The organism is Paracoccus sp. 22332 (genome assembly GCF_052045125.1).
Classification (GTDB): domain Bacteria; phylum Pseudomonadota; class Alphaproteobacteria; order Rhodobacterales; family Rhodobacteraceae; genus Paracoccus; species Paracoccus haematequi_A.
The window spans coordinates 186,930-209,525 of record NZ_JBQEOI010000001.1 but is presented as its reverse complement, the minus strand read 5'-3'; the positions used below and the strand labels follow the sequence as shown (position 1 = coordinate 209,525).

Sequence of the window (22,596 nt, the reverse complement as noted above, 5' to 3'; positions counted from 1 at the left end):
TGATTGCCTTGAAATCGCGGCCCCGCGGGGCCAGGAAACCCGGTCGGGTGCGGTTGCGAAACCGCGCCCGATTTCCGTTTCTGCGCCTGCGAATGTTGCAAAAATGCCCACATATCAAGGCGTTCAGGATTCTTTCCTTTCGAGTCAAAGGGCTCGGAGATTCGATTTGGCAAAGCCCCTGTCAAGCACATAGTTCGGTTGCAGCAGGCCGCGCGCCATTGCTAACGTCATGGGGCGATTCACGTCGCTGTGTTGGGGGACGGGCCGGTTTCCCGACGATCCTGAAGGGTCGCGGGCATCGGTCGGGCCAGAAGGCTTCAGGCGCCTTCAAGCCCTCGGGTTGTTCTTGCAGACGGCTGCCACCGGCTGTGCGGAACCCCGTGTCTTGGATTGAACCTCGGGCGAAAGCCTCGTCATGCGACCCGTTCGGGGCCGCAGGGTGGGGTGTTGCCGCAGTTCAGTCCGTCCGGCCCGCGTCGGGGATCCTGTTTCGCCGGAAGGTCCGGCGAAGGCTGGGGACAGGAAAGATAGGGCAGACCATGGACGAGATCTGGGGCCAGGCATGCGCCGCGCTTGAAACAAGCGTGGGGCCGAACAACTTCAATCATTGGATCAAGCCCCTGCGCCTGACCGGCGTGGATTCGGGGATCGCCCATTTCGCCAGCCCGACGCGCTTCATTTCCGACTGGGTGAACCGCCACTTCGCCAAGGACATCCTGGGCGAGCTGAGCCGCCACGGCGCCACCGTGGAGCGCCTGCGGTTCGAGGTCGTGCCCCAGACCGCGCCCGGCCGCGCCCGTCCGGCCGCCGCCGCCGCTGCCGCGAAGCCCGCGCGCCCCGTCGCAAGCGCCGCCGCGCCCGCCACGGCGCGGGTGGGCCGCACGGATCTGGGCGCGCCGCTGGATCCGCGCTATACCTTCGGCAATTTCGTTGTGGGCAAGCCCAACGAACTGGCTCATGCCGCCGCGCGCCGCGTGGCCGAGGGCGGGCCGGTCGGATTCAACCCGTTGTTTCTCTATGGTGGCGTGGGCCTGGGCAAGACGCACCTGATGCACGCCATCGCCCATGATTATCAGACGCGCCATCCGGCGGCGCAGGTGCTGTATCTGTCGGCCGAACAGTTCATGTACCGCTTCGTGCAGGCGCTGCGCGAAAGCACGATCATGGATTTCAAGGGCATGTTCCGCAACGTGAACATGCTGATGGTCGACGACGTGCAGTTCATTGCCGGCAAGGACAGCACCCAGGAAGAATTCTTCCACACCTTCAACGCCTTGGTCGATCAGGGCAAGCAGATCGTCATTTCCGCCGACCGCGCCCCTGCCGAGATCAAGGGCCTTGAGGAACGCATCAAGTCGCGCCTGTCCTGCGGACTGATCGTGGACCTGCATCCCACGACCTATGAATTGCGCCTGGGCATCCTGCAATCCAAGACCGAGGGCTTCCGCGCCCAGCAGCCCGATCTGGAGATCGGCGCGGGGGTGCTTGAATTCCTGGCCCACCGGATCACCACCAACGTCCGCGTGCTGGAAGGCGCGCTGCAACGGCTGTTCGCCCATGCCAGCCTGCTGCGCCGCGAGATCACGCTGGAGGTGGCCCAGGAATGCCTGGCCGACATCCTGCGCACCAATGACCGCAAGATCTCCATCGACGACATCCAGCGCAAGGTCGCGGAACATTACAACATCCGTCTGGCCGACATGGTGGGGCCCAAGCGCGCCCGCAACGTCGCGCGTCCCCGGCAGATCGCCATGTACCTGTCCAAGCAGTTGACCAGCCGGTCCCTGCCGGAAATCGGCCGCCGCTTCGGCGGGCGCGATCACACCACGATCATGCACGGCATCCGCAAGGTCGAGGAACTGGTGGTCGAGGATCACGCCCTGGCCGAGGATGTGGCCCTGCTGAAGCGCCTGCTGGAAGCCTGAACGAAACGCTTGTGACTGCCTGCGCGGGCCGTTACAAAACAGGTCCGTTTACGGGCCGGAATGGCCGCAGGCACAGGGAAAAGCGATGAAATTCTCGATCGAGCGCGCCGTTCTGGTCAAGGCCGTCTCTCAGGCCCAGTCGGTCGTGGAACGGCGCAACACCATTCCAATCCTAGCCAACGTCCTGATCGAGGCCACGCCCGAAGGCGTCAGCTTCCGCGCCACCGACCTGGATACCGAGGTCGTGGACCGCGCCCCCGCCCAGGTGGAACGCCCCGGCGCCACCACCGTCAGCGCGGTGATGCTGAACGAGATCGCGCGCAAGCTGCCCGACGGGGCCCTGGTCCAGATCAGCAGCGACGATGCGGCGGGGCGGCTGTCGGTGCAGGCCGGGCGGTCGTCCTTCAGCCTGGCCACGCTGCCGCGCGAGGATTTTCCGGTCATGGCGTCGTCGGAATACAGCGCCAATTTCAAGGCCAAGGCCGATGTGCTGCGGCGCCTGTTCGACAAGGCGAAGTTCGCCATCTCGACCGAGGAGACGCGCTATTACCTGAACGGCGTCTACATGCACGTCGCCCAGGTCGACGGCCAGCCGATGCTGCGCTGCGTGGCGACCGACGGGCACCGGCTGGCGCGGATCGACGCGCCGCTGCCGGTCGGCGCGGACGAGATGCCGGGCGTGATCGTGCCGCGCAAGACGGTCGCCGAACTGCGCAAGCTGCTGGACGACGACGATACCGACATCGCGGTGTCGGTCAGCGAAACCAAGGTGCGCTTCGCCACGCCGACGCTGACGCTGACATCCAAGGTGATCGACGGCACCTTCCCGGATTATTCCCGCGTCATCCCGATGAACAACGCCCGCAAGCTGGAGGTCGACGCGACCGACTTCGCCCGCGCTGTGGACCGGGTGGCGACCGTCAGCAGCGAACGGTCGCGCGCCGTCAAGCTGGCGCTGGATCAGGACCGGCTGATCCTGTCGGTGAACGCCCCCGACGCCGGCGCCGCCGAGGAGGAGCTGATCGTGGCTTACGCCGACGACCCGCTGGAAATCGGCTTCAACGCCAAGTACCTGCAGGAAATCGCCAGCCAGGTGGACCGCGACAACGCGGTGTTCCTGTTCAACGGCTCGGGCGATGCCGCGCTGATCCGCGAAGGGTCCGACCAAAGCGCGGTCTATGTCGTCATGCCGATGCGGGTGTGACGCTTACCCATCTGTCGCTGGCGCAGTTCCGGTCATGGTCCCGGCTGGATCTGGATCTGGACCACCGGCCGCTGGCGATCTTCGGCCCGAACGGATCGGGCAAGACCAACATCTTGGAAGCCGTGTCGATGCTGGCGCCGGGTCGCGGCCTGCGCGCCGCGCCCGCCCCCGATCAGGCCCGGCAGGGGCGCGACGCGGGCTGGCGGATCCGCGCTGCGGTGGACGACCACGCGGTCGAGACCGCCGCCCCACCGGGCCAGTCCCGCAGCGTCCTGATCGACGACAAGCCGATGGCGCAGACGGCCTTGGGGCGGCTGCTGCGGATCCTGTGGCTGGTGCCCGCGATGGACCGGCTGTGGTCCGACCCTCCCGAGGCGCGGCGCCGGTTCCTGGACCGCGTGACTCTGAGCCTGTTTCCCGACCATGCCGACGTGGCGCTGACCTATGACCGGGCGATGCGGGAACGCAACCGCCTGCTGAAGGACCAGATCGGCGATCCCGGCTGGTATCGCGCGCTTGAAGCGCAGATGGGGGATGCGGGCGCGGCCCTGACGCGCAACCGCCAGGCGGCGCTGACGGCGATCATGGCCGCGCAGGACGGCGGCGACTTTCCCGCCGCGACCCTGACCCTGTTGCCGGGCGAAGGCCAGGCCGACGACCCCGATCCCGACAGCATCGCCGCCCGCCTTGCCGCGATGCGTCCCCGCGACCTGAGCGCGGGCCGCAGCCTGACCGGCCCGCACCGCGCCGATCTGGGCGCGCATTGGGGGCCGCAGGACATGCCCGCCGCGCTGTCGTCCACCGGCGAACAGAAGGCGCTGCTGCTGTCCCTGATCCTCGCCAATGCCCGGGCGCTGTCGGACCAGCCGGTCGTGCTGCTGCTGGACGAGGTCGCGGCCCATCTGGATGCCGACCGCCGCGCGGCGCTGTACGACCGGATCTGCGCCCTGCCCGCGCAGAGCCTGCTGACCGGCACCGGGCCGGAGCTTTTCGACAGCCTCGGCCCCCGTGCCCGGCGGCTGGCGGTGACGCGCGACGACGGGGTTTCGACGGCTGCGGAAATCGCCGCTTGAACCGCGCCGAAAGGGCAGAAAAATCCCGTCTTTCCCGTGACTTTCCCTGCCGGAACGCTTATATCGGCAGCACAGGAACAGGACACTTTCACGCATGGCCGACACGATCCCGCAAAGCGCCGAATACGGCGCCGATTCCATCAAGGTTCTCAAAGGGTTGGAGGCTGTTCGCAAGCGGCCCGGCATGTATATCGGCGATACCGATGACGGATCCGGCCTGCACCACATGGTCTACGAGGTCGTGGACAACGGCATCGACGAGGCCCTGGCCGGTCACGCCGACTATGTGCGGGTCAAGATCCACGCCGACAACAGCGTCTCGGTGCGCGACAACGGCCGCGGTATCCCCACCGACATTCATGCCGGCGAAGGCGTCTCGGCGGCCGAGGTCATCATGACCCAGCTTCACGCGGGGGGCAAATTCGACCAGAACAGCTACAAGGTCTCGGGCGGGCTGCACGGCGTCGGCGTGTCGGTGGTGAACGCGCTGTCGGACTGGCTGGAACTGCGCATCTGGCGGAACGGCAAGGAACATTACGCCCGGTTCGAACATGGCGACACCGCCGAACACCTGCGCGTGGTGGGCGACGCCGCGCCGGGCGAAAAGGGGACCGAGGTGCGGTTCCTCGCCTCGTCCAAGACCAACGATCCGAACGGAACGTTTTCCAACCTGGACTACGTCTACAAGACCCTGGAAAACCGCCTGCGCGAACTGGCCTTCCTGAACAGCGGCGTCCGCATCATCCTGGAAGACGAACGCCATGCCGAGGTTCAGCGCACCGAGCTGTTCTATGAAGGCGGTGTGCGGGAATTCGTGAAATACCTGGACCGTTCCAAGACCGCCGTCATGTCCGAGCCGATCTTCATGACCGGCGAGAAGAACGGCATCGGGGTCGAGGTCGCGATGTGGTGGAACGACAGCTATCATGAAACCGTGCTGCCCTTCACCAACAACATCCCGCAGCGCGACGGCGGCACCCATCTGGCGGGCTTCCGCGGCGCGCTGACCCGCGTCATCACGAAATACGCTCAGGACAGCGGCATCGCGAAAAAGGAAAAGGTCGATTTCACCGGCGACGACGCCCGTGAAGGCCTGACCTGCGTGCTGTCGGTCAAGGTGCCCGATCCGAAATTCTCCAGCCAGACCAAGGACAAGCTGGTCTCGAGCGAGGTTCGTCCGGCGGTCGAGAACCTGGTCGGCGAGAAGCTGGCCGAGTGGTTCGAGGAAAACCCGGCCGAGGCGAAGCTGATCACCGGCAAGATCGTCGAGGCGGCACTGGCCCGCGAGGCCGCGCGCAAGGCGCGCGAGCTGACCCGGCGCAAGACGGCGATGGACGTGGCCTCGCTGCCCGGCAAGCTGGCCGATTGCCAGGAAAAGGATCCGGCCCTGTCCGAACTGTTCATCGTCGAGGGTGACAGCGCGGGCGGGTCCGCCAAGCAGGGCCGGTCGCGGCAGAACCAGGCGGTGCTGCCCTTGCGCGGCAAGATCCTGAACGTCGAACGGGCGCGCTTCGATCGGATGCTGTCGTCGGAAATGATCGGCACGCTGATCACCGCGCTTGGCACCGGCATCGGGCGCGACGAATTCAACCTGTCGAAGCTGCGTTACCACAAGATCGTCATCATGACCGATGCCGACGTGGACGGCGCGCATATCCGCACGCTGCTGCTGACCTTCTTCTTCCGGCAGATGCCCGACCTGATCGACGCGGGGCACCTGTATATCGCGCAGCCGCCGCTGTACAAGGTGTCGCGCGGGCGGTCCGAGGTCTATCTGAAGGACGAGGCCGCGCTTGAGGATTACCTGATCCAGCAGGGCATCGACGGGGCGGCGCTGCGGCTTGCCTCGGGCGAGGAGATCACCGGCGCGGACCTGGCCCGCGTGGTGGACGAGGCGCGGACGGCGCGCCGCATCCTGCGCGCCTATCCGACCCATTACCCGCCCCACATCACCGAACAGGCGGCCATCGCGGGCGCGCTTCTGCCGGGCCGGATCGATGCGGACGCGCAGGGTGCGGCCAGTGCCGTCGCCGCCCGTCTGGACATGATCGCCGAGGAATACGAACGGGGCTGGACCGGCCGGCCGACCCAAGACGCGGGGATCCGCCTGTCCCGCACCCTGCGCGGGGTCGAGGAGAACCGGACCCTGGACGGCCAGATGCTGCGCAGCGCCGAGAGCCGCCGCCTGGGCGAGATGACCCGGGCCTTGCAGGATGTCTATGGCCAGGGCGCCCGTCTGGTGCGCCGTGACCGAGACCAGCCGATCTTCGGCCCGCTGGGACTGTTGCAGGCGATCTTCCTGGAAGGCGAAAAGGGCCTGTCCCTGCAACGCTACAAGGGTCTGGGAGAGATGAATCCCGAACAGCTGTGGGAAACCACCCTGGATCCGGGCGCGCGCACCATGTTGCAGGTCCGGGTCGAGGACGTGGCCGAGGCCGAGGATCTGTTCACCAAGCTGATGGGCGATGTGGTCGAACCGCGCCGGGAATTCATCCAGCAGAACGCGCTGAGCGTGGAAAACCTGGATACCTGACCGGGCGCTGTGACGGATTTGCCGCCCCCGCGCTTTTGCTTGAAGGCCGAATCAACTCATGGTTGCCGCAGCGGAAGGCTGGCGCTATGGCCTCGCCATCAGTGCCGGCCCGCCCGGCGGGTGTTTTTATCATTTGAGGATCTGGTCATGCGTTACACCGCCGTTCTTGCAACCTGCGCAGTGGGAATCTTGTCGGCTGCGTCCGGCGCCCTGGCAGGCGGCTTCGCCGCCCCGGTCGTGGAACCCGCAGGCGCCGCGCCGGTGGTCGAAACCGCCCGCGACGACTGGACCGGCCCTTATGTCGGCGGCTCGCTGGGCTACAGCTTCGGCGCCGATGACGAGATCGGGCTGGATTTCTATGACGGCGACAGCCTGATCGAACGCAATCCGGGCCTTGGGTCCGTAGACGTCAAGGGGCTGACGGCGGGTGTTCACGCAGGTTACCGCTGGCAGCGCAACAACTGGGTGTTCGGCCCGGAAGTGTGGCTGGAAAGCGGCAGCGTCGATGCCGCGGACGACGTTTCCCTGGACGGCCTTACCGTGGAATCCTCGGTCAACTACATCATCGGCCTGCACCTCAAGGCCGGCTATGTGGTCGACCCCCGGACCTTGGTCTATGGGACGGTCGGCGCGGTTCATGGCGATTTCGACTATGAAATGTCGGACGCCGGTGGGACGACGACCGAAGGGTACAGTGCAGGCGGCTATTCGGTGGGCCTTGGCATCGAACGCAGGGTCCGGCCAAACTTGGCGGTCTTTGCCGAATGGCAATACCGCAACTTCGGCAAGACGGACCTGACCTTCGACAACACCACCGCCGAGGTGCTGACCCGGGCCACGCCCGAACATCACAACATCAAGGCCGGCGTGAACTTCAGCTTCTGACGCCGCGGCGCACCGTCAAAGGGCCGGAGGCGCAGGGCCGCCCGGCCTTTTTCATGCCCGATGACCCCGGCGCAGGGTCGTGCCGACCGGAACCGGCAGCGCCCGCGTTCCGCCGCAGGCGATGGCCAGACCCTGCGGCACCAAGGCTGACAGCGCCGGGCTGTCGATGGCCAGCCCGCCGGTATAGGCACCAAAGGCGGGCAGGATCAGGTGGTCCGGGCCGATCAGGAAACAGCGCCGCCGCTCTCCGACCAGCCGGATGCAGGGATGGAAATGGCCCGACACGTCCGGTCCCGGCCCGGCCTGGTGGCGCAGCACCAGACCGTCGGTCAGTTCCGCCACCGTTTCCCCCGGCAGACGCGGGCAGACGGGGGACGGGTCGTGGTTGCCGCTGACCCAGATCCAGCGGCGGCCCCGCGCCATGCCGTGCAGCCGGTCGCACAGCATGTCGGGCAGCGCCAGAGCGGCCGCGTCGTCGTCGAAGCCATCGCCCAGGCTGACCACGCAGGCGGGATCGGTGGCGGCGATCTCGGCCTCCAGCCGGTCAAGCGTCGCCAGCACCTCGTAAGGCGGCAGCAGCGACCCGCCCCGCCGGGCCATGCGTTCGGATTTTCCCAGATGCAGGTCGGCGACCACCAGCCAGCGGCGGTCGGGCCAGAACAGCGCGCCGGACGGCCGGGCCTGCAAGGATTGCCCCGCGAAGTCGAAGCCGTAACTCACGCCAAGCCCGCCTCGGCCATCAGGGCGGCGGCCTCGGCTTCGGCCAGGCGTTCGCGGCCCGCGCCGCTGATCGGCACCCGACCGTATTCCAGCAGCAGGGGCGCCGCCAGCGGGGTGACGCGGCCCGTCATGCGGTGGTCGATCTGCGGGGAACGGTCCAGCATCTCCTCGATCCGGTCGAAATCGACAAGACCCCGCCGCGCCTCGTCGGCGGTGATCCGCAACAGCAGGTGGTCGGGGTCATAGCGGCGCAGGGTATCGTAAAGGATGTCGCTGGAAAAGGTCGCCTGCTTGCCCGACCGGCGCCCGCCCGGCATGTTCCGCTGGATCAGGCCCGAGATGATGGCGACGTTGCGGAAGGTCCGCTTCATCACCGCGTTGCCCGCCAGCCAGTCGCCCAAGCCCGCGCGCAAGCCGTCGCGGTCCAGCAGCGGCGCGGGATCGGCGACGGGATCCAGCGACCAGATCAGCAGCGCGTAATCAGTGGCGATGAAGCCCAGAGGGCCAAGCCCCGCCTCCTCCATCATCCGGGTCATCAGCAGGCCCAGGGTTTGCAGCGCATTGCGCCCGGCAAAACCGTACAGCGCGAAATGCCACTTGCCCTGGAACGGAAAGCTTTCGCTGACCAGCACGCCGGGGCGCGGCAGGACGCTGATCTGATCCTGGAGAGCCAGCCAATCGGCGGTGTCGGGCGGCAGCACCCAATGGCGCGCAGGATCGCCGATCAGCGCCTGGACCCGATGCGACAACTGGGTCGAGGTCGCCAGCTTCAACCCCGAATAGACCGCGATCCGAGGCTGGCGGGTCGGCTGCTTCGTCACCTCGATCACCATTTCGCGCATCGCGTCATAGCGGACGGTCTGCCCGCCGATCAGGAAGGTGTCGCCCGGCACCAGGGTCGCGGCGAAGCTTTCCTCGACCTCGCCCAGCGGCACGCCGCCGCGTCCCCGCAGCCGGACCTTCAGCATCTCGGCCTCGACGATGGTGCCGACATTCATGCGCAGGTCGCGGGCGGCGCGCGGATCGCGCAGCCGCCACAGCCCGTCGCGTTGCATCAACCGCTGCCAGCGGTCATAGGCGCGCAGGGCGTAACCCCCGGTCGCCGCGAAATCCAGGGTGTCGTCGAACTGCGCGCGGGTCAGGCCGCGATAGGGACCGGCGGTTCGGACTTCGCGGAACAGCGCGTCGGCGTCGAAGGGACCGGCGCAGGCCGTCAACAGGATATGCTGGCAAAGCACGTCCAGCGGGCCGGGGCCGCGCGGGTCGCCGTCCAGGTCGTGTTCGTGCACGGCCTCAAGCGCGGCGACGCATTCGATCACCTCGAAGCGGTTTGCGGGCACGATCCGGGCGCGGCTGGGCGCGTTATAGCGGTGGTTCGCCCGCCCGATCCGCTGGACCAGCCGCTTGACGTTCTTGGGCGCGCCGACCTGGATCACCAGATCGACCGCGCCCCAGTCGATGCCCAGATCCAGGCTGCCGGTCGCCACCACGGCGCGCAATTCACCCACCGCCATCGCAGCCTCGACCCGCTGGCGGGCCTCGCGGGCCAGGCTGCCGTGATGCAGCCCGATGGGCAGGTTGTCGTCATTCGCCGCCCACAGCGCCTGGAAGAACAGTTCCGCCTGGGCGCGCGTGTTGATGAAGATGATCGTGGTGCGGGCCTGCCGGATCTGGTCCAGAACCTCGGGCACCGCGTAATGGCCGCCGCCGCCCGACCAGGGCGCGGGACGCGCGGTGGCCAGCATGGCGATGTCGGGTTCGGGGCCGGGGTCAGCCTGAATCACCGTGGCGCCGCCCATGAAATCGGCCAGGGCGCCCGGATCCTCGACCGTCGCGGACAGGCCCGTGGCGATCAGGTCCGGCGACAGGCTGCGCAGGCGGGCCAGGCACAGCATCAACTGGTCGCCGCGCTTGTTTTCTGCCAGGGCGTGCAATTCGTCCAGCACCACCCGGCGGACGCTGCCGAAGATCTGCGGCGCCTGTTCATAGGACAGCATCAGCGCCAGCGATTCCGGCGTGGTCAGCAGGATCTGCGGCGGATCGACCCGCTGCCGCGCGCGCTGCGAGGACCGCGTGTCGCCGGTCCGATCCTCGACCCGCACAGGCAGGTTCAGTTCGGCCACCGGGCGCGCCAGGTTGCGGGCGATATCCGCCGTCAGCGCCTTCAGGGGCGAGACATAGAGCGTGTGCAGCCCCCGGTGCCCGTCCTTCAGATCGACCAGCGAGGGCAGGAAACCGGCCAGCGTCTTGCCGCCGCCGGTCGGCGCGATCAGCAGCGTGTCGCCCTTGGCCTCCAGCAGCGCGATCTGATGCGGATGGGGCTGCCAGCCCTGCCGGGAGAACCAGTCCTGGAAATCGGGCGGCAGGCTCACGCGATCATCGCCTTCAGGGTGGACAGGTGGTCCGCCTCGGACACCGGCTTGTCCCAGCGGATCCGGCTGATGCGGGGAAAGCGCATCGCCACGCCCGATTTGTGGCGGCCGGAGGCGTTCAGCCCCTCGAACGCGACCTCCAGCACCAGCTTCGGCGCGACCGAGCGGACGGGGCCGAAGCGTTCGACGGTGTTGTTCCTGACGAAGCGGTCCAGTTCGCGCAACTCCTCGTCCGTAAAGCCGAAATAGGCCTTGCCGACTGGCACCAGCTGGTTGCCGTCCCACAGGCCAAAGGTGAAATCGCTGTAAAATCCCGACCGCTTGCCATGGCCCCGCTGTGCATACAGAAGCACCGCATCGACGACATGCGGGTCGCGCTTCCACTTGAACCACGGCCCGCGCGGGCGGCCGCCGACATAGGCGCTGTCGCGGCGCTTGATCATCACGCCCTCGATCACGGGGGCGGGCGGATCGGCGCGCAGCGCGGCCAGGTCGTCCCAGGTGGCAAAGTCCAGCAGCGGCGACAGGTCGATGCGGTCGCTACCGAAATCCGCGCCCTCCAGCACGGCGCGACGTTCGGCCAGCGGCAGGTCGCGCAGGTCGCGGCCCTGCCAGATCATCGCGTCATAGACCCGCATCCCGGCCGGATGGCTGTCCAGCATCCCGCGCCCGACCTGCTTGCGGCCCAGGCGCTTTTGCAGGTCGCCGAACACCGCAACGTCATCCCCGCGCCGGACCAGCAGTTCACCGTCCAGGGCGCCGTCGAAATTCAGCGCCTCGATCAGGTCGGGAAAGCTGGCGCTGATATCCTCTCCGGTGCGGGAATACAGGCGGCGGGTGCCCGCATCGTTGATGGCCTGCACGCGGATGCCGTCCCATTTCCATTCCGCGACGTAATCGGCGGGGTCGAAAGCCCGAAGCTGGTCCAGATCGACCGGCGTGGACAACATCACCGGGCGGAACGGGGCCTTGGCCGCATGTTCGGGCCGCGTCCCGCCCGCGATCCAGTGGAACAGCGGCTCATAGGGGGGCGTCAAGCCATGCCAGATTTCCTCGATGGCGGCCACGTCGGGGGCGCCCATCTCGGCCAGGGCCATCCGGGCCATCCGGGCGGACAGGCCGACGCGCATATTGCCGGTCGCCAGCTTCAGAAAGGCCAGCCGCTGCGACGGCCCCAGACGATCCAGCATTGCGGCGATGGCGGCGGGAAGGCCCGCCTTGCCGGTTTCCGACAGCAGGGCGACCGCCTGATGCAGGGGCACGTCCTCGTCCCGGTCGCTGTTCCACAGCAGCGCGATGGTTTCCGCCAGGTCGCCCACGAAATCATAGGACAGCGCGAAAAGCTGTTCGTCCACGCGTTCGACCATCAGCCCGCGAAGCAGGCCGGGTGTCACGGTGCGCAGCTTCAGATCGCCGGTCAGCGCGGCCAGGGCAAAGCCGCGATCCGGGTCGGGCGTGGCTTCCAGGTAATGCCGCAACAGCCGCAGCTTGGCATTGCGCGCGGGGGTGAAGGCCAGGCGTTCCAGCAGGGTGGCGAAAGCCCTCATTCCGGCTCGTCCTCGTATCCGACCAGACGCAACGGGCGGGCGGGGATGCCCTGGATTTCGCACCAGCGCAGCAATCCGTCCTCTGCCCCGTGGGTGATCCAGACTTCCTGCGGGGCAAGCTCGGTAATGGTCTGCGTGACCTGCGGCCAGTCCACATGGTCGCTGATGACCAGGGGCAGTTCGACGCCCCGCTGACGCGCCCGCGCCCGCACCGCCATCCAGCCCGAGGCGAAGCCGATCACCGGGTCACGGAACCGCTGCACCCAGGCGCTGGCAAAGGCGGATGGCGGGGCGATCACCAGTTGCGCATCGACCTTGTCGGCGGTCGCGGGAACCAGCGGGCCAAGGTCGATGCCTTGCGCGACATGATAATCGCACAGCCGTTGCAGCGCGCCGTGGATGGCGATGGGGCCGTCGAGGCCGGCCGCGCGGGCCAGCATGATCAGCCGCTGCGCCTTACCCAGGGCATAGGCGCCGATCAGGTGGGGCCGTTCGGGGAATTCGGCCATGCTGGCCAGCAGCCGCGCCATCTCTTGCGCCGGGTCGGGATGCTTGAAGACCGGCAGGCCGAAGGTCGCCTCGGTCACGAAGATGTCGCAGGGCACGGGTTCGTAAGGCGCGCTGACCGGGTTGGGATGGCGGCAGTAATCGCCGGACACCACGATCTTCGGCCCGGCATCGGGCTGCACGGCGATCTGCGCCGATCCCAGGATATGCCCGGCGGGATGGAAGCTGACCGTGGTGTCGCCGATCCGCACCGGACCGTCCGCCGCCTGGGTCTTGCCCGCGAAGTCCTCGCCATAGCGGATCGCCATGATGTCCAGCGTCTGCCGCGTCGCCATCACCGCGCCATGGCCCGACCGGGCGTGATCGCCATGGCCATGCGTGATCAGCGCGCGCGACACCGGGCGGATCGGGTCGATGTGGAAATCACCGGGGGGGCAGTAAAGCCCGGCCGGCGTGGGGTGCAGGATCTGATCGGCGCGCATGGGTCCAAGATGGTGAACATTCCATGAAAATCAACGCTGCGCCGATGCGCCCCGTTCCTCGCGCGTCCGGGCAAAGTCGCGCACCATCGCCACCCGGTGCGGGCGGAAGCTGTCGCCCGTCGGGCTGGCCGCCGCGATGCGGTTGACGTGGAAGACGCGGTAATCCATCCGCAATCGGCAATGCGCCAGCAGCATCAGCGAGCGGTCGGAATAGGACAGGCCCAGCGGCCAGATCACCCGCTGCGTCCGCTGGCCCGCCAGATCGGCATAGTCGATCCGCAGCGCCTGCTCGTCCCAGCAGGCCGCCCGGATCAGGCCCAGATCGACCTGCGGCGCCGGACGGTCGGGGGTTTGCAGGAAACAGCGCATGACCGCGTGCAGCGCCTGGCGCGCTTGGCGTTCCGGCAGCGTCGCCACGATCCGCGCCAAGGCGTCGCGGCCCGCCTGGACCAGTTCCGCATCGCCCACCCCCGCCAGCGATTCGACGGCCAGCCGCAGGGCCTCGATCTCAAGCCGGGAAAAGCTCTGCGGCGGCAGGGCCGGATCCTCGGTCAGGGTGTATCCCAGCCCCGCCGCCCCGTCGATCAGCGCGCCGCCCGCGCGCAGCGTGGCGATGTCGCGGTAAAGCTGTCGGGATGAGACGCCGGTCTCCTGGGCCAGCCGCGCGGCGGTCACGGGCGCGGGCAGGCGGCGCAGCCTGTCCATCAGGCGCATCAGGCGGTCGGTGCGGGCCATGCTGCCACTTTCTGTCAGGGCTTTGCGCTATCCTGCCGCCACAGCAAACCAGGAGGCAAGCCCATGCCCACGCTTTACCACGCCCCGCAAAGCCGTTCGGATACCATCGTCACGCTGATCGACCTGATGGGCATCCGCACCCGCATCGACATCGTCGAGGTGACGATTCCCCGCCAGGACGGCAGCGGCGCCCGCGACCTCAGGAACCCCCACCCCGAGGGCAAGGTGCCCTATCTGGTCGACGGCGACGATCATGTCCGCGAACGCGGCGCGATCATCGCCTGGCTGACCGACCGCTTTCCCGAAAGCGGGCTGGGCCGGCCGGTCGGCCATCCGCAGCGCGGCGCCTTTCTGTCCTGGCTGTTCTATTACCAGGGCGTGATCGAGCCGGTGCTGCTGTTGCATTACCTCAAGATCGACCATCCGGCCTTGCAGGCGACCCTTCGCGATTACGACACCATGATCCGGCGGATCGAGGAAGCGGTGGCCGACGCGCCCTTCCTGCTGGGGCAGGATTTCTCGGCGGCGGATCTGCTCTGCGCTTCGCCTTTCGTGTTCTTCGGCGACCTGATGCCGGTGACGCCGCCGGTGAGGGCCTGGGTGGACCGCTGCGTGGGGCGGATGAAGCAAGGCTAGGCGGGCGGCGGGCGCCTGACCGGGACCACGGGCGCGGGCGCCTTGGACAGCTGCACGGCCAGGATGCCCGCCATGATCACGCCCACGCCGATCACGTCGCCCATGGCAAGCTGTTCGCCCAGCAGCAGCGCCCCGGTGGCCACCCCGAAGAACGGCGTCAGGAAATGGAAGGTCGCGGCCCGCACGGCGCCGATCCGGCCGACCAGCTTGAACCAGACCCAGGTCGCCACAAGGCCGGGCACGATCACCGTATAAAGAAACGCCCAGACCAGACGGGGGGTGTAATCGACATGCCAATCCTCGACGATCGGGGCGATCACCCACAGGGTCGCCGATCCGACCAGCATTTGCAGGCCGACGATCATCATCACATTGCCGCCAGAACTGGCGCCCCGCACGGTCAGCGTGGCGACGGCCAGGGCCAGGGCGGCGGCAAAGCACATCAGGATGCCCACCGGGTCGCTGCCGCCGCCTTGCAGCCGCGCGCCCATGATGATCGCCACCCCGGCCAGCCCCAGGGCCAGGCCCGCGACCCCCAGCGGGCGCAGCCGTTCGCCCATCAGCATCCAGCCCAGCAGGGCCACGATCAGCGGCATGGTGGCCGCGATGATCGAGGCCAGCCCCGCCTCGATCCACTGCATCGCCACCCAGTTGAGGCCCAGATACAGCGCGTTCTGGCACAGCCCCAGGATCACCACCGCCCGCCACTGCGCGCGGGTCAGGGCGCGCCAGGTCTCTCCCATCAACAGGGCGATGACGACGCCCGCCGCCCCCGACAGCAGAAAGCGCAGGGCCAGGGCGAACAGCGGCGGCACCTCGGTCACGATCATCCGGGTCGAGGTGAAGGCCGAGGCCCACATCACCGCGAAGAACACCCCCATCAGGATCGCGCGAATGTCCATTCTGGCCCCGTGTCTTGCAGATGATGCAGAAGGGCTAGCAGGTCGAGGCGGCGGCGGGAAGGGTCATCTGCGGATTCCGATGGCGTCGCTGACCCGCCGGATTGCTGCGGCCGCGCGCCATGCAATTCCTCAGGAATCCCTGCAAGACAACGAAAAAGGCCGCGCCCACCGGCACGGCCCTGTCATCGCGATGTCGCCGGGATCAGCTGTTCACGCTGTCCTTCAGCGCCTTGGCGACCGTCACCTTGACCTGCTTGTCGGCGGGCTTGGTCATCATTTCCTGGGTCTGCGGGTTGCGGACCTGGCGTTCCGGGCGGGCGCGGCAGGCGATCTTGCCGATGCCGGGGATCGTGACCGAGCCGCCGGCGGCGACTTCACGGCTGACGACGGCGGCGATCGCGTCCAGCGCGGCCGCGGCCGATTTCTTGTCCGAACCCATTTCCTCGGCCAGGGTCGCGACAAGCTGGGTCTTGGTCATCGGTTTCGCGGATGGCGTGGCCATGAATCTGTCTCCTCTTGCCCGGTTTTCGGGGGCTGCGAATAGCGCCTTTTTCGGCATATCGCCTGCTACACACGGTTTTGCCCAACAGATCAAGCGTTTTTCGCCCGTTTCCGCGAAAGCAGGCGCCGCCCGGCCAGTTGACGCCGGGTCACAGGAAGGCCGTCTCGTGGAAGGACCGCAATTTCCGCGAGTGGATCCGTTCCAGCGGCATCTCGCGCAGCTTTTCCATGGCGCGGATGCCGATCAGCAGGTGGCTGGCGACCTGGGTGCGGTAGAAATCGGTGGCCATGCCCGGCAGCTTCAATTCGCCGTGCAGCGGCTTGTCGCTGACGCACAGAAGCGTGCCGTAAGGCACCCGGAAGCGGAACCCGTTGGCGGCGATGGTGGCGCTTTCCATGTCCAGCGCCACGGCGCGCGACAGCGACAGGCGATGGATCGGGGTGTCGCGCAGTTCCCAGTTGCGGTTGTCGATGGTGGCGACGGTGCCGGTGCGCATGATCCGCTTCAGCTCGTATCCCTCAAGCTGCGTGACCTCGGCCACGGCCTCCTGCAAGGCGACCTGGACCTCGGACAGGGTGGGCAGCGGCACCCAGACGGGCAGGTCGGCGTCCAGGACGTGATCCTCGCGCAGATAGGCATGGGCCAGCACGAAATCGCCCAGCCGCTGCGAATTGCGCAGCCCCGCGCAATGGCCGACCATCAGCCAGGCATGGGGACGCAGCACCGCGATATGGTCGGTCGCCGTCTTGGCGTTCGACGGGCCGACGCCGATATTGACCAGGGTGATCCCCTGCCCGTTCGCCCGCTTCAGGTGATAGGCGGGCATCTGCGGCATCTTCGCCAGGGCCGCCAGCGGCGCCTCGGCCTCGAAGATCTGCTGGTTTCCCGGCGCCACGAAGCTGTCATATCCCAGCGAGGGATCGGCCAGGGCGCGACGGCCGAACGCCTCGAATTCGTCGACATAGAACTGATAGTTCGTGAACAGGACGAAATTCTGGAAATGCTCGGCCGCGGTGGCGGTGTAATGGTGCAGCCGCGCCAGGGAATAGTCGATGCGCTGCGCCGTGAAGGCCGCCAGGTGCAGCGAACCGTCCGCCATCGGGCCTGCGACGCCGTTCACGATGTCGTCGTTCATGGTGTTCAGATCCGGCACGTCGAACACGTCGCGCAGGCTGAAATCAAGGACGCCTTCCTGCGGCACCGCCAGTTCGCTTTGGGCGGCGACGGCGAAGTGTACCGGCATGGGCGTGTCGCTGATCCCCACCGTCACCGGAACGCCGTGGTTGCGCATCAGCAGCGCGATCTGTTCGCGCAGGTAATTGCCGAACAGATCCGGGCGGGTCACCGTCGCCGAATAGCTGCCGGGCGACACGACATGCCCGAAGGACAGGCGCGAATCGACCGACGGATGGGTCGGCACGGTCAGGCGCAGTTCGGGATAATAAGCGCGGAACCGGGCGGCGGGCTTGTCGCCCTCCAGCGCCTTGGTGAAACGATCCAGCAGGAAGCCCGTCGACTGGGCGTAAAGATCCTGCAACTGCGCGACGGCGGCATCGGCATCGGTGAATTGCCGGCGGCCCGGCGCATCAGGGCTTTCGACGGGCAGGTATCGGGAATCCGTGTCCATTCTTGTTATCCTTCTTTCCCCCGACCCTGCCAGCCCGGCCCCGCGCAGGCAAGCGTCTGGCGCCGGGCGGCAGGGGCCGTTACGCTGGCGTCATGAAGATGCTTGTTTTCGGTCACGGCTATTCGGCCGGTTTTCTGACGCCCCTGCTGCGGGCGCGCGGCTGGCGGGTGCTTGGCACCACGCGCGGCGATCCCGGCCGGCTGGCGGCGGCGGGCGCGACCCCGATCCTGTGGCCCGGAGAAGAGGCGCGGCTGCGCGAGGAGATCGCCCAGGCCGACGCGGTGCTGGTGTCGACCGCGCCCGGCCCGCGGGGCGATCCGGTGCTGGCGGCGTTCCGCGACGATCTGGCCCGCGCCCGGCTGCGCTGGCTGGGCTATCTGTCCACGACCGGGGTTTATGGCGATCGCGACGGCGGCTGGGTGGACGAGGACAGCGTTCTGGACGGGTCCGGCCCGCGCGGCCAGGCCCGCATCCGGGCCGAGCACGCCTGGCGCGACCTGGCCGATGGCGCGGGCCTGCCGCTGCATATCTTCCGGCTGGCGGGGATCTATGGTCCCGGACGCGGGCCGTTTCAGAAGATCCGCAACGGCACCGCGCGCCGGATCATCAAGCCGGGCCAGATCTTCTCTCGCATCCATGCCGAGGACATCGCCCAGGTTCTGCTGGCATCCTTGGACCGTCCCGCTCCGGGCACCGCCTATAATGTCTGCGACGACGATCCGGCCCCGCCGCAGGACGTGCTGGCCCATGCGGCGGATCTGCTGGGCCTGCCGCCGCCGCCCGAAATCGCCTTCGAGGATGCCGAGATGACGCCGATGGCGCGGTCTTTCTATCAGGACAGCAAGCGCGTCTCGAACCGGCGCATCAAGCGGGATCTGGGCGTCGCGCTGCGCTATCCCGATTATCGCAGCGGCCTGGCGGCGATCCTGGCGGGCGAAGATACGCCGCATGGACTTCGCCCCGCGCCCGTGCATGATCCGCGCGCATGAGTGACGATGTGGATGTGCTGATCGCCGGGGGCGGGCTGAACGGCCCGACGCTGGCCCTTGCCCTGGCGGGGGCCGGGCTGCGGGTGGCCGTGGTCGATCCGCGCCCCGCCGACGCGCGGTCGGGCGACAATTTCGACGGGCGCGCCTATGCGCTGGCGGTGGCGTCCCAGCGGCTGCTGAAGGCGCTTGGGCTGTGGGGCGGGCTGGCGGGGGACAGCCAGCCGATCCTTCAGGTCAAGGCATCCCAAGGCCAGCCGGGCGAGGGTGCGGCGCCCTTCTTCCTGCATTTCGACAGCGCCGAAATCGAGGAAGGCCCGGTCGGCTTCATGCTGGAGGATCGGTTCCTGTATCGCGCGCTGCTGGCGGCGATGCGCGACAGGGTGCGGCATCTTCCGGGCCTGTCGGTGACGGATCACCGGCCCGCGCCCGGCGGGGTCGCGGTCACGCTGTCCGATGGCCGGCAGATCGGCGCGCGGCTGCTGGTCGGCGCGGACGGGCGCGGGTCGGGTGTGGCGGCGCGGGCCGGGATCCGGCGGCGCGGCTGGGATTACGGGCAGACCGCGCTTGTCGCCGCCATCGTGCACGACCTTCCGCATCACGGCATCGCGCAGCAGTATTTCATGGCCCACGGCCCCCTGGCGATCCTGCCCCTGCCCGGCAACCGCAGCAGCGTCGTCTGGTCCGAGACCCATGCCGATGCCCGCGCCATCGCCGCCCTGCCCGACGACGCCTTTCTTGACGTGCTGCGCCCGCGCTTCGGCGATTACCTGGGCCGGATCGAACTGGCGGGCTCGCGCTTCACCTATCCGCTGAGTCTGTCGCTGGCCGACCGCTATGTCGCGGATCGCGTGGCGCTGATCGGCGACGCGGCGCATGGGGTGCATCCCATCGCGGGACAGGGGCTGAACCTGGGGCTGCGCGACGTGGCCGCCCTGGCCGAGGTTCTGGTCGATGCCGCCCGGCGGGGCGAGGATATCGGATCGGACCTGGTGCTGGAACGCTATCAGGGCTGGCGGCGCTTTGACGGCACATTCCTTGCCCTGGGCATGGACGGGGTGAACCGGCTGTTCGCCAGTTCCAATCCGATCCTGTCTGCGGCGCGGGGCCTTGGCATGGGGGCGGTCAGCGCGGTGCCTGCGCTGCGGCGCGGCTTCATGCGGCAGGCGGCGGGGCTGTCGGTCCATCCGATGCCGCGGCTGCTGACGGGACGGGCGTTGTAGGGGGGCCTTGCCCCCGTCCCTTCGGGACTCCCCCAGGGTATTTGGGCAAAGGTGAAGCTCAAGCGGTCATCATGCGCGCGGCTTGCGTGAGGTCGGCGGCGAATTGCTGGCGCGCCTGCGCCGCCGGCTTCGGATCCAGCCGCAGGATCAGGCTGGGATGCCAGGTGATCAGCACCGGGCCGCCGTCCAGCGCGGTCTCGACGCTGCCGCGCCGGGGGGTCAGCGGGGCGCGGTCGCCGGTCAGCGCGAAGGCGGCGGTCGCGCCCAGGGCCACGGTCAAGCGGGGCCGGACGAAGCGGCGCTCAATGTCCAGCCACCATTTGCAGTGCCGGATCTCTCCGGTCGCGGGGTTCTGGTGGATGCGGCGCTTGCCACGCGGGGTGAACTTGAAATGCTTCACCGCATTGGTTAGCCAAGCCTGCGCGGGGTCGAGACCCACGCCCGCCATGGTCTGCCGCAGCAACTGACCCGCCGGGCCGACGAAAGGGCGGCCTTGCAGGTCCTCGTGATCGCCGGGCGCCTCGCCCACGATCATCAGCGGTGCCGACGGATCGCCCTCGCCCCAGACGGTCTGGGTCGCGGCGTGGCACAGATCGCAGCGGGTGCAGCGGCTGGCCTGCTGGCGGGCGGCGTTCAGCGTGTCGGGCGGGCGGTCGTCGGGCGCCTGCCGGATGCGCGCCGTGACACGGGCCGCGAAGGCGGGGGCGACGGTGGCGCCTGCGTCTCGCATTGCCTGCACCCGGCGCGGCGCGTCGGCCAGCATCTGCGCGATCAGCCCGGTTTCGGGCAGGTTCTTCCAGTATTTCACCGGCATTTCCGACCGCATCGCCTGGGTCTTGATCCGAGCCGGGTTGAAGATACTGGCGAAATAGGTCTGCCACAGGTCGTGGCTGGCATCCGGCGGCAGGGTCGGACGCGGCGTGGGCGGCTGGAAGTTCAACGTGCCATCGAAGCACGCGATTCCCTCGGGTGTGGCGATCAGCCAGTCCATGTCGGCGAAGCGGCGGGCGAAGAAGGGCGCCCCGGCTTCCAATATCGGGTGTTCGGGTTCGAACCAGGCGGCGAAGCTGCGGCGCGGCCCCTGCGCGGGCAGTTCATGGAAGCGCACGAAGGCGTGCATCTTGTGGATGTCGCGCCGCACGGATTTCGCCATCCGCGCCAGCCGGTCGGTCAAAGGATCGGCGGGATTGGCGATGAAGCCCCGGTCCTGCTGCAAGCGGATCAGCGCCGCATACAGCAGCGCCCAGCGTTCGGGATCGGAATGGCTGGCCACGGTCTGGGCCAGGCCCAGAAACTCGTTGCTGGCCGTCACGGGATGCGGGCCGGGCGGCGGAACCGGATCCGTTCCGAACAACCCGGCATCGCCCCAAGCCACCTGATCGGGTGCCACACGGTTGCCTGCAAGCTGGCGGGCCGCGTCGCGCCAGGCCTGGAACGGGCCAAAGCGGGGCAGATCGATCTGAATCACAGCAGTTGCAACTGTTCGGGCTGCGGCGCGAAGCGGGCGCGCAGGCCTGCGCTGTCGGTCAGCGCGCCGGGATGCCAGTCGGGCAGCGTCACGAAAGCCCGCGCCTTGGACATGATCGCCCCCATCCGCAACAGATCCGCGTATCGCACCGGCCCGTTGCGCCGCGCGGCCAGGATCCGCGTCACCGTTTTGGTGCCGAAGCCGGGCACCCGCAGCAGCATGTCCCTGGTTGCCCGCGCCACATCGACCGGAAACTGCGCGCGGTTCGCCAAGGCCCAGGCCAGCTTGGGGTCGATCGCCAGATCCAGGTTGCCCGAGGGATGGGCCGCGCCGATCTCCTCGGCCTCGAAGCCATAGAAGCGCATCAACCAGTCCGCCTGATACAGGCGGTGTTCGCGCATCAAGGGCGGCTTGATCAGCGGCAGCGCGGCCGAGGCATCCGGGATCGGACTGAAAGCCGAATAATAGACACGCTTCAGGTCATAGCCGGAATAGAGATTGGCCGATGTCCTGAGGATGTCGCGGTCGGTCGTGCCGTCCGCGCCGACGATCATCTGCGTGGACTGGCCCGCAGGGGCGAAACGCGGCGGCCGCTTGCCGGTATGGGTCCGGTCCTTCGCGGCCTCGCGCGACAGGCGGACATCGGCCATGGCGGCGCGGATCGTCTCGGGCCGTTTTTCGGGCGCCAGTTCGCGGATGCTGGCGTCCTGCGGCAATTCGATGTTCACCGACAGCCGGTCGGCGAACAGCCCCGCCTGCGCCACCAGGTCGGCCGAGGCGTCGGGAATCGTCTTCAGATGGATATAACCGCGAAATCCGTGATTCACCCGCAGCGTCCGGGCGATGCGCACCATCTGCGACATGGTGTCGTCCGGGCTGCGGATGATGCCGGATGACAGGAACAACCCCTCGATCATGTTGCGGCGATAGAATTCCAGCGTCAGCGTCACGACCTCGTCCGGGGTGAAGCGGGCGCGTTCCACGGTGCTGCTGACCCGGTTGATGCAATAGGCGCAGTCGTAGATGCAGAAGTTCGTCATCAGGATCTTCAGCAGGCTGATGCAGCGCCCGTCCGGGGTATAGGCGTGGCAGATCCCCATCCCTTCGGTCGAACCGATGCCGCCCGCCCGCGAATCGCGCCGGGTCGTGCCGCTGCTGGCGCAGGAGGCGTCGTATTTCGCCGCGTCCGACAGGATCGCGAGCTTCTGCTGCAAGGTTCGCGGGGCCATGCGGACAATCTAAGTTCGCGGAATGTTCCGTTCAACATGA

General features: G+C 68.0%; 18 protein-coding genes. 8 read left to right on the top strand and 10 right to left on the bottom strand.

Translation table 11 applies throughout. The features are described 5' to 3' along the window. Positions 1-539: 539 nt before the first annotated feature. The 5 genes from dnaA (at position 540) to ACTJI6_RS00950 (ending at position 7,620) form a co-directional block, all read left to right on the top strand. Complete coding sequence (gene dnaA, locus ACTJI6_RS00970) at positions 540-1,925, top strand: chromosomal replication initiator protein DnaA (protein WP_440797040.1); 1,386 nt, start codon at positions 540-542, stop codon at positions 1,923-1,925. Between the two features lie 85 nt (positions 1,926-2,010). Next, entirely contained in the window at positions 2,011-3,129 is a 1,119-nt protein-coding gene (gene dnaN / locus ACTJI6_RS00965) for a DNA polymerase III subunit beta (protein WP_440797038.1), read from the top strand. Beyond that, on the top strand, positions 3,126-4,202 hold the full coding sequence (gene recF / locus ACTJI6_RS00960; RefSeq protein ID WP_440797036.1) for a DNA replication/repair protein RecF: 1,077 nt from the start codon (positions 3,126-3,128) through the stop codon (positions 4,200-4,202). Before dnaN ends, recF begins: the two co-directional genes overlap by 4 nt. Positions 4,203-4,296: 94 nt before the next feature. Beyond that, complete coding sequence (gene gyrB, locus ACTJI6_RS00955) at positions 4,297-6,735, top strand: DNA topoisomerase (ATP-hydrolyzing) subunit B (RefSeq protein ID WP_440797034.1); 2,439 nt, start codon at positions 4,297-4,299, stop codon at positions 6,733-6,735. Between the two features lie 147 nt (positions 6,736-6,882). After that, a complete protein-coding gene (locus tag ACTJI6_RS00950; RefSeq protein WP_440797032.1) occupies positions 6,883-7,620 on the top strand; it encodes an outer membrane protein in 738 nt (245 codons plus the stop codon). Between the two features lie 51 nt (positions 7,621-7,671). On the opposite strand, the gene pdeM is transcribed toward ACTJI6_RS00950, so the two are convergent. From pdeM to ACTJI6_RS00925, 5 genes are read right to left on the bottom strand one after another with little or no spacing between them, the layout of a single operon-like run. After that, positions 7,672-8,340, bottom strand: a complete 669-nt coding sequence (gene pdeM / locus ACTJI6_RS00945; protein ID WP_440797030.1) for a ligase-associated DNA damage response endonuclease PdeM — start codon at positions 8,338-8,340, stop codon at positions 7,672-7,674. Next, positions 8,337-10,712: a ligase-associated DNA damage response DEXH box helicase gene (locus ACTJI6_RS00940; RefSeq protein WP_440797028.1), complete on the bottom strand. Its 2,376-nt coding sequence runs from the start codon at positions 10,710-10,712 to the stop codon at positions 8,337-8,339. The genes pdeM and ACTJI6_RS00940 overlap by 4 nt, the downstream gene beginning before the upstream one ends. Next, complete coding sequence (locus ACTJI6_RS00935) at positions 10,709-12,259, bottom strand: cisplatin damage response ATP-dependent DNA ligase (RefSeq protein WP_440797026.1); 1,551 nt, start codon at positions 12,257-12,259, stop codon at positions 10,709-10,711. Before ACTJI6_RS00935 ends, ACTJI6_RS00940 begins: the two co-directional genes overlap by 4 nt. Next, positions 12,256-13,248 carry a ligase-associated DNA damage response exonuclease gene (locus ACTJI6_RS00930; protein WP_440797024.1) on the bottom strand — a complete coding sequence of 331 codons (993 nt, stop codon included), beginning with the start codon at positions 13,246-13,248 and terminating at the stop codon, positions 12,256-12,258. Before ACTJI6_RS00930 ends, ACTJI6_RS00935 begins: the two co-directional genes overlap by 4 nt. A gap of 30 nt (positions 13,249-13,278) precedes the next feature. Next, on the bottom strand, positions 13,279-13,983 hold the full coding sequence (locus ACTJI6_RS00925) for a helix-turn-helix transcriptional regulator (protein WP_440797022.1): 705 nt from the start codon (positions 13,981-13,983) through the stop codon (positions 13,279-13,281). 63 nt (positions 13,984-14,046) lie between these two features. On the opposite strand from ACTJI6_RS00925, the gene ACTJI6_RS00920 reads away from it, so the two are divergent. Further along, positions 14,047-14,619: a glutathione S-transferase family protein gene (locus ACTJI6_RS00920; RefSeq protein ID WP_440797020.1), complete on the top strand. Its 573-nt coding sequence runs from the start codon at positions 14,047-14,049 to the stop codon at positions 14,617-14,619. Here ACTJI6_RS00920 and ACTJI6_RS00915 read toward each other — a convergent pair. The 3 genes from ACTJI6_RS00915 to ACTJI6_RS00905 form a co-directional block, all read right to left on the bottom strand. After that, a complete protein-coding gene (locus ACTJI6_RS00915) occupies positions 14,616-15,521 on the bottom strand; it encodes a DMT family transporter (protein WP_126154068.1) in 906 nt (301 codons plus the stop codon). The genes ACTJI6_RS00920 and ACTJI6_RS00915 overlap by 4 nt on opposite strands. Before the next feature lie 202 nt (positions 15,522-15,723). Then, complete coding sequence (locus tag ACTJI6_RS00910) at positions 15,724-16,023, bottom strand: HU family DNA-binding protein (RefSeq protein ID WP_126154069.1); 300 nt, start codon at positions 16,021-16,023, stop codon at positions 15,724-15,726. A gap of 148 nt (positions 16,024-16,171) precedes the next feature. After that, positions 16,172-17,650: an AMP nucleosidase gene (locus tag ACTJI6_RS00905; RefSeq protein WP_440797018.1), complete on the bottom strand. Its 1,479-nt coding sequence runs from the start codon at positions 17,648-17,650 to the stop codon at positions 16,172-16,174. Positions 17,651-17,742: 92 nt separating this feature from the next. On the opposite strand from ACTJI6_RS00905, the gene ACTJI6_RS00900 reads away from it, so the two are divergent. Both ACTJI6_RS00900 and ACTJI6_RS00895 read left to right on the top strand, forming a co-directional pair. Beyond that, entirely contained in the window at positions 17,743-18,639 is an 897-nt protein-coding gene (locus ACTJI6_RS00900) for an SDR family oxidoreductase (RefSeq protein WP_440797016.1), read from the top strand. Beyond that, entirely contained in the window at positions 18,636-19,859 is a 1,224-nt protein-coding gene (locus tag ACTJI6_RS00895) for a UbiH/UbiF/VisC/COQ6 family ubiquinone biosynthesis hydroxylase (RefSeq protein ID WP_440797013.1), read from the top strand. The genes ACTJI6_RS00900 and ACTJI6_RS00895 overlap by 4 nt, the downstream gene beginning before the upstream one ends. A 58-nt stretch (positions 19,860-19,917) precedes the next feature. Here ACTJI6_RS00895 and ACTJI6_RS00890 read toward each other — a convergent pair whose 3' ends face one another. Both ACTJI6_RS00890 and ACTJI6_RS00885 read right to left on the bottom strand, forming a co-directional pair. Then, positions 19,918-21,327, bottom strand: coding sequence for a UdgX family uracil-DNA binding protein (locus tag ACTJI6_RS00890; RefSeq protein ID WP_440797011.1), 1,410 nt, complete (start codon positions 21,325-21,327; stop codon positions 19,918-19,920). Continuing rightward, complete coding sequence (locus tag ACTJI6_RS00885; RefSeq protein WP_440797009.1) at positions 21,324-22,556, bottom strand: putative DNA modification/repair radical SAM protein; 1,233 nt, start codon at positions 22,554-22,556, stop codon at positions 21,324-21,326. The genes ACTJI6_RS00890 and ACTJI6_RS00885 overlap by 4 nt, the downstream gene beginning before the upstream one ends. Positions 22,557-22,596 lie beyond the last annotated feature (40 nt).

Bases quoted from the DNA above. Each gene is read 5' to 3' on its own strand.
- dnaA (WP_440797040.1), top strand. From the start codon at position 540: ATGGACGAGATCTGGGGCCAGGCATGCGCCGCGCTTGAAACAAGCGTG.
- dnaN (WP_440797038.1), top strand. From the start codon at position 2,011: ATGAAATTCTCGATCGAGCGCGCCGTTCTGGTCAAGGCCGTCTCTCAG.
- gyrB (WP_440797034.1), top strand. From the start codon at position 4,297: ATGGCCGACACGATCCCGCAAAGCGCCGAATACGGCGCCGATTCCATC.
- ACTJI6_RS00950 (WP_440797032.1), top strand. From the start codon at position 6,883: ATGCGTTACACCGCCGTTCTTGCAACCTGCGCAGTGGGAATCTTGTCG.
- ACTJI6_RS00935 (WP_440797026.1), bottom strand. From the start codon at position 12,259: ATGAGGGCTTTCGCCACCCTGCTGGAACGCCTGGCCTTCACCCCCGCG.
- ACTJI6_RS00930 (WP_440797024.1), bottom strand. From the start codon at position 13,248: ATGCGCGCCGATCAGATCCTGCACCCCACGCCGGCCGGGCTTTACTGC.
- ACTJI6_RS00925 (WP_440797022.1), bottom strand. From the start codon at position 13,983: ATGGCCCGCACCGACCGCCTGATGCGCCTGATGGACAGGCTGCGCCGC.
- ACTJI6_RS00920 (WP_440797020.1), top strand. From the start codon at position 14,047: ATGCCCACGCTTTACCACGCCCCGCAAAGCCGTTCGGATACCATCGTC.
- ACTJI6_RS00915 (WP_126154068.1), bottom strand. From the start codon at position 15,521: ATGGACATTCGCGCGATCCTGATGGGGGTGTTCTTCGCGGTGATGTGG.
- ACTJI6_RS00910 (WP_126154069.1), bottom strand. From the start codon at position 16,023: ATGGCCACGCCATCCGCGAAACCGATGACCAAGACCCAGCTTGTCGCG.
- ACTJI6_RS00905 (WP_440797018.1), bottom strand. From the start codon at position 17,650: ATGGACACGGATTCCCGATACCTGCCCGTCGAAAGCCCTGATGCGCCG.
- ACTJI6_RS00900 (WP_440797016.1), top strand. From the start codon at position 17,743: ATGAAGATGCTTGTTTTCGGTCACGGCTATTCGGCCGGTTTTCTGACG.
- ACTJI6_RS00895 (WP_440797013.1), top strand. From the start codon at position 18,636: ATGAGTGACGATGTGGATGTGCTGATCGCCGGGGGCGGGCTGAACGGC.
- ACTJI6_RS00885 (WP_440797009.1), bottom strand. From the start codon at position 22,556: ATGGCCCCGCGAACCTTGCAGCAGAAGCTCGCGATCCTGTCGGACGCG.